7 protein-coding genes are annotated in these 7,493 nt (G+C 33.4%); all 7 read right to left on the bottom strand.

Going from position 1 to position 7,493, the window contains the following annotated elements:
- The coding region (locus ACKI2P_RS03900; protein ID WP_407375200.1) for a right-handed parallel beta-helix repeat-containing protein at nucleotides 1-3,327 on the bottom strand (3,327 nt) is incomplete at its 3' end.
- A 195-nt stretch (nucleotides 3,328-3,522) separates the two neighbouring features.
- Nucleotides 3,523-3,663, bottom strand: a complete 141-nt coding sequence (locus tag ACKI2P_RS03895) for a hypothetical protein (RefSeq protein ID WP_407375199.1) — start codon at nucleotides 3,661-3,663, stop codon at nucleotides 3,523-3,525.
- Nucleotides 3,664-3,843: 180 nt separating this feature from the next.
- Nucleotides 3,844-4,773: an HIRAN domain-containing protein gene (locus ACKI2P_RS03890; protein ID WP_407375197.1), complete on the bottom strand. Its 930-nt coding sequence runs from the start codon at nucleotides 4,771-4,773 to the stop codon at nucleotides 3,844-3,846.
- Nucleotides 4,774-4,784: 11 nt separating this feature from the next.
- A complete protein-coding gene (locus ACKI2P_RS03885; protein WP_407375195.1) occupies nucleotides 4,785-5,705 on the bottom strand; it encodes an HIRAN domain-containing protein in 921 nt (306 codons plus the stop codon).
- Nucleotides 5,706-5,909: 204 nt separating this feature from the next.
- Nucleotides 5,910-6,032, bottom strand: a complete 123-nt coding sequence (locus tag ACKI2P_RS03880; protein WP_407375193.1) for a hypothetical protein — start codon at nucleotides 6,030-6,032, stop codon at nucleotides 5,910-5,912.
- A gap of 304 nt (nucleotides 6,033-6,336) precedes the next feature.
- On the bottom strand, nucleotides 6,337-6,468 hold the full coding sequence (locus ACKI2P_RS03875; protein WP_407375191.1) for a hypothetical protein: 132 nt from the start codon (nucleotides 6,466-6,468) through the stop codon (nucleotides 6,337-6,339).
- 351 nt (nucleotides 6,469-6,819) lie between these two features.
- Complete coding sequence (locus ACKI2P_RS03870; RefSeq protein ID WP_407375189.1) at nucleotides 6,820-7,323, bottom strand: hypothetical protein; 504 nt, start codon at nucleotides 7,321-7,323, stop codon at nucleotides 6,820-6,822.
- Nucleotides 7,324-7,493 lie beyond the last annotated feature (170 nt).

The following is a 7,493-nucleotide window of genomic DNA, read 5'->3' as shown; positions in this document are numbered from 1 at the left end:
AATACTGCTGGTTTTGGAAATATAATAATTTGAATTTCCAGAACTGATTACAACCTTATGGGTTCCCCTTTTCAGTTTTTTAGTGTTGATTTTAACGATACCTTTTTTATCAGTTTTTAATGTATATGTTTTGTATTTTTTACCAGTGAAAACCTTAACTTTTACTTTTAAGTTTTTAAAAGCTTTTTTATTAAGTTTAACTGTGACTTTGAAGTATTTTGATTTTTTGTACTTCGCAGTTACTTTTGGAGCGCTGACTGTCGGTTTTGCTTTTTTAATAGTGATTTTAGATGAAGTGACAACAAATCCTGAATCACTATCTGTGCGAAGGTATGCATATACATAGTATGTTCCTGCCTTCTGGGAAGAAATTTTCAAATGTGCAGTTCCGTCACTGTTTACTCTGGAATTACTAAAACACTCCCAATAGTCGAAGGAATCGCCAAATGCTACAATTAATCCATCAACCGAATAGTTAGGGTTTGTAGATGTGAGTTTCACATCCAATGTTTTTACAGTATTGTAAGGGAATTCCTTTTTATTTGAAGAAATTTTAACAACTTTCTTTAAATAATAGATATCCCTATTATCATCAAAAGAACAATTTACAGCCTTATCATAACTAGCAATGGCAGCATCATATTTGGCTGTATTGCCTTTAAATAAACAGCCATAAAAATTACCTCCATAAGCTGCACCGTACCTTTCGCCGGCAGAATTAGCTATGAATCTACAATTAACAACATCCCAAATATCATCAGCCCAAGAATTCATAAAGGCTCCGCATTCTTTAGAAGCAGAATTGCCTATAAATGAACAGTTAAACAGATAAGTAGCTGTATATCCACTCAGACCTCCACCGTATGCATTCAAAATAATTGCACCGCCAAACATGGAAGCGGAATTGTTTATAAAAGTACTGTTGTAAATTTTCATACCTTTACAAGCGCTTATGGCACCGCCCTCTCTAGCAGAATTGTTTATAAAAGTACAGTTGTAAACTTTCAAGCCGCTGCAACTAGATATGGCACCGCCATCAAAAGCAGAATTGTTGACAAATGAACAGTTGATGACTGTTAAATTAAGACAGCCCTTAACGGCACCGTTATGATTATCTGCAAAAAGACAGTTGATAAGTGATATGTTCTGATATCCGTAACCGGCAACCTGATAAATATTTGAATGGATATTTTTGATTGTAACATTATGTGCTTTAATATCGAAACCTGAAAATTTAGAGTCAAATTCAGTTGAATAACCACCTTCAATGATGAGTGAACTTTGAATTTTTAATTTGTCGGTTACTCCTGTAGTGTATTTTCCTTGAAGTATGATTAAATCTCCATCATATGCATTATCCAGGACATATTGAATATCATCAGTAGTTGTGCCGTTCGGTGTCAAATAATCGTATGTCTCTATTTTGACATTGTTTAATTGCTTTTTAGTTACATTGTAAATGTTGGATCTTGTGCTGAAAGTTAAATTATGGAGTCCAAAGCCTGAAAGCTTATAGACTATGCATCCGTCTGAATCTGTGGTCATCCTTGTTGCTGTGCCATTTGACAGTTCTATTAAAATTCTCTGGTTTACAATCGGATTGCCGGAACTGTCGGTTAATCTGACTGTGATATCTTTGGACCTGAAATAAGTATCGGAGTAGCTCACGTCAAATGTTGCATTGATTCTTGGTTCAACTTCAATCAGGTTTAAATCTTCTTTAGTTTGATTAACCAATGTATAATTTTCAATGAAAATTTCATACATTGAGTGGACAGCATCCAATTTGTTATCACAAAACAATGTATTGTTTACTAAAACATTAAGGCTTGAACAGTGAATAGCTCCACCAGCATCAGCGGAGTTGTTAATAAATTCACAATCATCCAAACGGCAATCATCACTGACAACATAAATAGCCCCGCCTTCACCAGCAGCGTTATTAATAAATCTGCAATCACTTACATGACCTTCTTTACCTACAATATAAATAGCTCCACCTTTACCAGCGGCAGTGTTGTTTATAAAACTGCAATCAGTTACATACCAATCATTACCTATAATTTGAATAGCCCCACCTTCAGCAGCAGTGTTGTTTATAAATCTGCAATCGCTTATATTGCATCCATCATCAATATAAATCGCCCCGGCATTGCTGTTTATAAATGTACAATTCATTATGCTATTTCCGCGCAATATAGTATATTCATTTTTATTGTTTATAAAAATACAATCGGTTACGGATTCACCGTTAAAAATAGATCTGCCATTGTTTTCTATAAATGAACAGTTTTCGACAGATTTGGATTCATAAACCTGACACCCATCATTATTTATAAAAGAACATCTTCTAATAGAAACACCCCGGGTAACAATGCCGTCAGAACGAACAGTGTTATTAACAAATGAACAGTCACAAACAGATCTTGCATTCGAAACTACAGAATAATCATAAGCAGTATTATTGACAAATGAACAGTTGGAAACAGATCCTGCACCATTAATTACAGCCCTCTCTTTAGCGAAATTATTAACAAATGAACAGCCGGAAACAGACACAGCACGCTCAATTGCACCACCCCAACTAGTAGCTGAATTGTTTATAAAAGTACAGTTTATTACATTTTCAATGGCATTAATAGCACCTCCAACACGAGCAGAATTGTTTATAAACTCACAATTGACAACAGACCCATGACCGGAAATTGCACCACCATAATTACTGTCATAATTATTTACAAAACGGCAATTTGATATAAGACAATCCCCATTGTACACATATATGGCCCTTGCAACATGATTTCCCATAAATAAACAGTTATCTACTGTTAATGTCGATTTGTTGTTAAGAACATATCCGTCCAAAATAGCAGTGCCTCTATAATTAATAAATTTTACATTAGACACAGTAACGGGATCTGTCAGGAAAAAATTAAATATTTCAGAGAGATTTCTGGCATCCAAAGTTGCATTATTTTCACCGCAAAATGTTAAAGCCTTATCATGGAACGTCAAGGGTTTGCCTGATCCAAAATAAGTTCCTGAAAGTTTTATAATGTCATTATCCTTTGAATCATCAATAACCTTTTGTATATCATCAAAAGTTTTGCCTGATGGCTGTCGTACATTACTTAAGATTTCATTCTGAGCTTGGTTATTTAATCCACTTTCATCCGATGCTGCCAAATTAGAATCAACAACATTGTTTTTTTGTTCGTCATTTTCAACTGAAATCAAATCAGTGCTGAAATCAGCATCATACACCTCATCAACCAGTGAAATAGAATCCGCTGTATCATCTGATGCATTAACTACCCCACAAGTCAATAAGATAAATAATATAGCAATTAATAAAAAATTTTTATTAAACATGTATACTATTTTGTACATATAAGTTAATAAATATATATCATACACCATGGATTTTTAGAACAATGGCTTTTCAATCGAGAAAATGTATAAGGAAACGAAATCTCTTCAAATAATCAGAAAAAAAAATAATTTTAAATGTTAAATATTATATCACATCTCTGAATTCCAGATTATTAAATCCAAATCTGATAACAATAATTTGTTTGTAAACAAACTTTCTGTTGTTTCAATCATTTCATCAGGATTCTGATTATAATATTTCCAGTTTTCCAAATCCACATACATTTTCATATTATTGATTCGTTTAAATAGTTTTTCTAATTCGCTGATGGATTTGTAGCACACTTAAACTGATATTTATAAAATTATTGATTTGATTGTAAATGAAAAACAAAAAAAAAGTTATGTTCAGTTCCCTAATACGGAGTAAACCTTCCATTATCTATTTTTTCAGTAATTTAAATGAAATTATCATCTAATTATTCTTGCAATATGATAACTGTAAGCATAATAGAACATATACTCTGCTAAATCAACATCCCGAATATCATCGGCCATTGATGTGAGATAACTGCATGTACGCACACTGTTTGCCACATAACCTACTTTACCATTAGGAGAATATACTGCAACGGCTTTTTTATCATATCTATTGCCTGGCTCTTTAACAAGTCTCAGTTTCTCTGCCTTTTCGAATTTCGGATTGCCGTGAAAACCAGTTCCGGTTATTGTGATGAAATTCTCTTTACCCAAATTTCTTAAAAATCGCTTTTGCTCATCAGTATCATTTTCAAGTCTTTGAAGAATTTCACGTTTCAGTTCATTTGCATAGGAAATCCTGTCGTTCAAACCGGAAATCCGCTGATTTTTCTCACTTAACAGGGACCTGTAATATTCATCTGAGGGGCAGTCCCATCTCTGCTCCCTGTGAAAATTGATTGTCCGTTCATAGTCTTCATTTACAATATCGATGGCCTGCCGGTACGCTTCAATGGCTTCGTCAAACCTGTATAACTCGATTAACGTATCTCCAATCCATTCATATATGACAAAACTGTCGATTCCCCGGTAATGCTCAAGTGCCCGGTTGAAAAAATCAAGAGATTCACTATACAATCCTGCAAAGTAATATGCCATTGCCTTTTTTTTGATATAAAAGCCGTTTTCTGATCTTTCAAGTGCCCTGTCAATATATTCTATGGCTTCAAGATATTTTCCCTCATCCATCAGCTTTTCGGCTATTTTATAATAGGAGTGAGTGATTTTTCTTTTCTCTTCCCGCTGTTTTTCAAATTCCGTAGGTTTTCTTTCACTTTCCTGCCTGTAAGAGAATGTCGTTCCGCAGCTGCAGACGTTTGTGCCGGGAGAAACATAGCTTCCGCAATTCGGACAGTACCCCATAATATTCACCTTTATTTGACCAATCTTGCAACAGCAAACTGAATATCTGCATACCTGTCCAGATAACACAGATAACTTCCCTCAGCAGTTTCTGAAACGTTAAGTTCCGATGCGGATGATGTCAAATCGGACTTTGTATAATCATTGTTTGCAACATAACCTATTTTTACATCACCTGCATATACTGCAACCGCATCACTGTCATATTCATTGTCCGCCTCCCTTACAAGCCTTAAGGGCATGCCCGGAGTGAGGGCCACACCGCTATTGTGAAACTGCCTTCCGGTTATTGTAAAGAGTTCGCTTTTATCATATTTCTTAACTCTTTCGAGATTCTGCTGGTATTTGCGCTCATAGTCAATGTAGAAATTAATCGAATCCCTGAGCTTCAGATACTTTTCAACATCCTCTTCACTGTTTTCACCCGGAAGAGCCCTGATTGCTTTTGTGAGTTTAGCGTTTGCATCATTAAGCATGGCAGTTCCGTTTGAAAGTTTTTTGGACTCTTCTAGAAGCTGAACCGCCCAGGCATAAAGCATTCTTGCCTTGTTGTCATAAACCAGATTATGAGGATGCAGTTCAAGAGACCTGTTATAGCATCTCTCAGCTTCAGCGTATCTTTTCATGCCGTCAAGAATTACCGCTTTCACATCCCAGTTGTCTGCATGCCGGTCATTTAAATCCAGCGCCATATTGATGTAGTGAAGCGCCTCTTCATCCCTGTTATCCATATAAAGGTCATATGCCTTTCTTGCGTATTCCATTATTTTCGGATTTTCTGAACGTCCTCCAAATGAATCTCCTTCCTCGTCATCTCTTCCGTGTCCCCAGTTCATGGCATCCATGCTGCCGCCGTTGGCGTCATCAACAGGGTCCCCTATTTTCCATTCCCAAGTCATGACATCACTTCCGTCTTTTAGCTTTTTGTGCATATTCCTCTATTATCCGGACATGTTAAAAAAATACTTGCGATAAACTCTATGTATTTAATAGGATATATAATTGTGTATAGAAAAAAGTCAGTGATTTGAACTCATTTTCATCAAAAAAAGTTATTAAATTACTTGTTTTATCTTTTTAAGAAGCGAGTGAGCACTTACATTCGAAAAAATTTATATAGTAACTTATTCATATAATTAATTGAATGATTCATTCAAACAAATTAAAAGGAGGAATATAATGAGTTTGAAATCAAATGGTCCAGGAATTCCAATTTCAAGACCTTCCATATATGGTTTCCCGGCCCATCCATACGACATAGATCCATTCCCTAGGAAAAAAAGCAATGATCTCTGCTGAGTTTATCGATTTTCTTAAAAAAAATTTTTATGTCACTCATTTGAGTGACCCTTATTTTTATTTTTCAAAACTTTTTGCTATATCAAATAATCATATTTAGCTTTGATTAAACAATAGTCAAAGGATTATTTTTAATTTAAATTGGATGAAATTTAAATTTAGTGAATGATTGACAATGATTTTCTTTTTAAAATTTGATGAGCATATTAAAAAAATCATATTTGAGCAGTTTTTTCTATGAATGATAATATTGAATTTCAAAAATTAAATGAAATCCCCTTTTGGCCTTGCTTCAATTCCCAATTTGTTATACATTGCCCGAGTATTTTCATTTGATTCAATAGCCAGATATTTGCTCATGTCATCGCCGTGAGTCGGTATCACTGCCTTTTCCATCCAATATTTCTTTAAGGCAGGCGGACGTTTTCCAAAGTTCCAGTAGGATTCATCAACTTTAAGCTCAGTATTTTCCCTGATATGCTTAAGCGAATCAAATGAAGTATAATAAGGGCTTGCTGTTATTAAAATTAGATAATTTAAAAATTAATTATTATTTACAGATTACTATGATGAATTGGGTTGTTTTCGTTGAAGTTACATCACTAATCAGATTTCATTAATAATTTGTTAAGTTTATGTAATGAATCGTTTTTAATTAATTGTTTCAGCGAAAATTTAAATCAAAAAAAATTAAAAGGAGAATATAATGGTTTTTTGAAACCCTATTCTCAGTGCAAATCAGCTTTTTTATCTGCTAATGTACCAGATTTTTGCTTTAAATGGCTTATAACCTTTATAAAGTGGAGATTTAATAAAAATACAAATTTTATCATTTTTAATTTTTGTGACTGTTCTAACTTTATATTTTCCAGTTTTTTTATTTTTATAATAAAATTTTACTTTTTTAACCTTGGTATGTAATGAATAACCACTTAATCCATTATTAAGTATTTGTAAAGTGATTCCACTACCGAATTGTCCATTAGGATTGGTTGGATATATACTATACAATGTATCCTTTGTTTTTAATTTCTTTTTAACTGGATAATGTTTAGATTTTTTAAAAGCAATAATTTTAGTTGCAGATATTTTTTTAGTTGATTTTAAAACAATATTGTCAGTTGGTTCAGTAGATACTGATAAAATATTTGGTTCATTAGTTACGGACAATATTGTTGATTCCAATGACTCATTTTTTATAGATGCCTTTAATTCAGAACTATCTTCACTAACAATAACTTGTTCAAGCATTTCATCATTACTTGAATCTAAAGTTAAATTGTCATTGTTTTCAGCATTTTCTAATCCTATAACTCATCAGTTGCATTATTTTCAGATGCACTAACTGTAGTTAATGTCAAAACTGATAATAATACTAACGTAATCAGAATTATGTTTTTAAATTTCATTTTTTCCTCCAT

This window comes from Methanobrevibacter sp. (assembly GCF_045541095.1).
Classification (GTDB): domain Archaea; phylum Methanobacteriota; class Methanobacteria; order Methanobacteriales; family Methanobacteriaceae; genus Methanocatella.
This window is presented reverse-complemented; position numbering and strand designations above follow the sequence as displayed.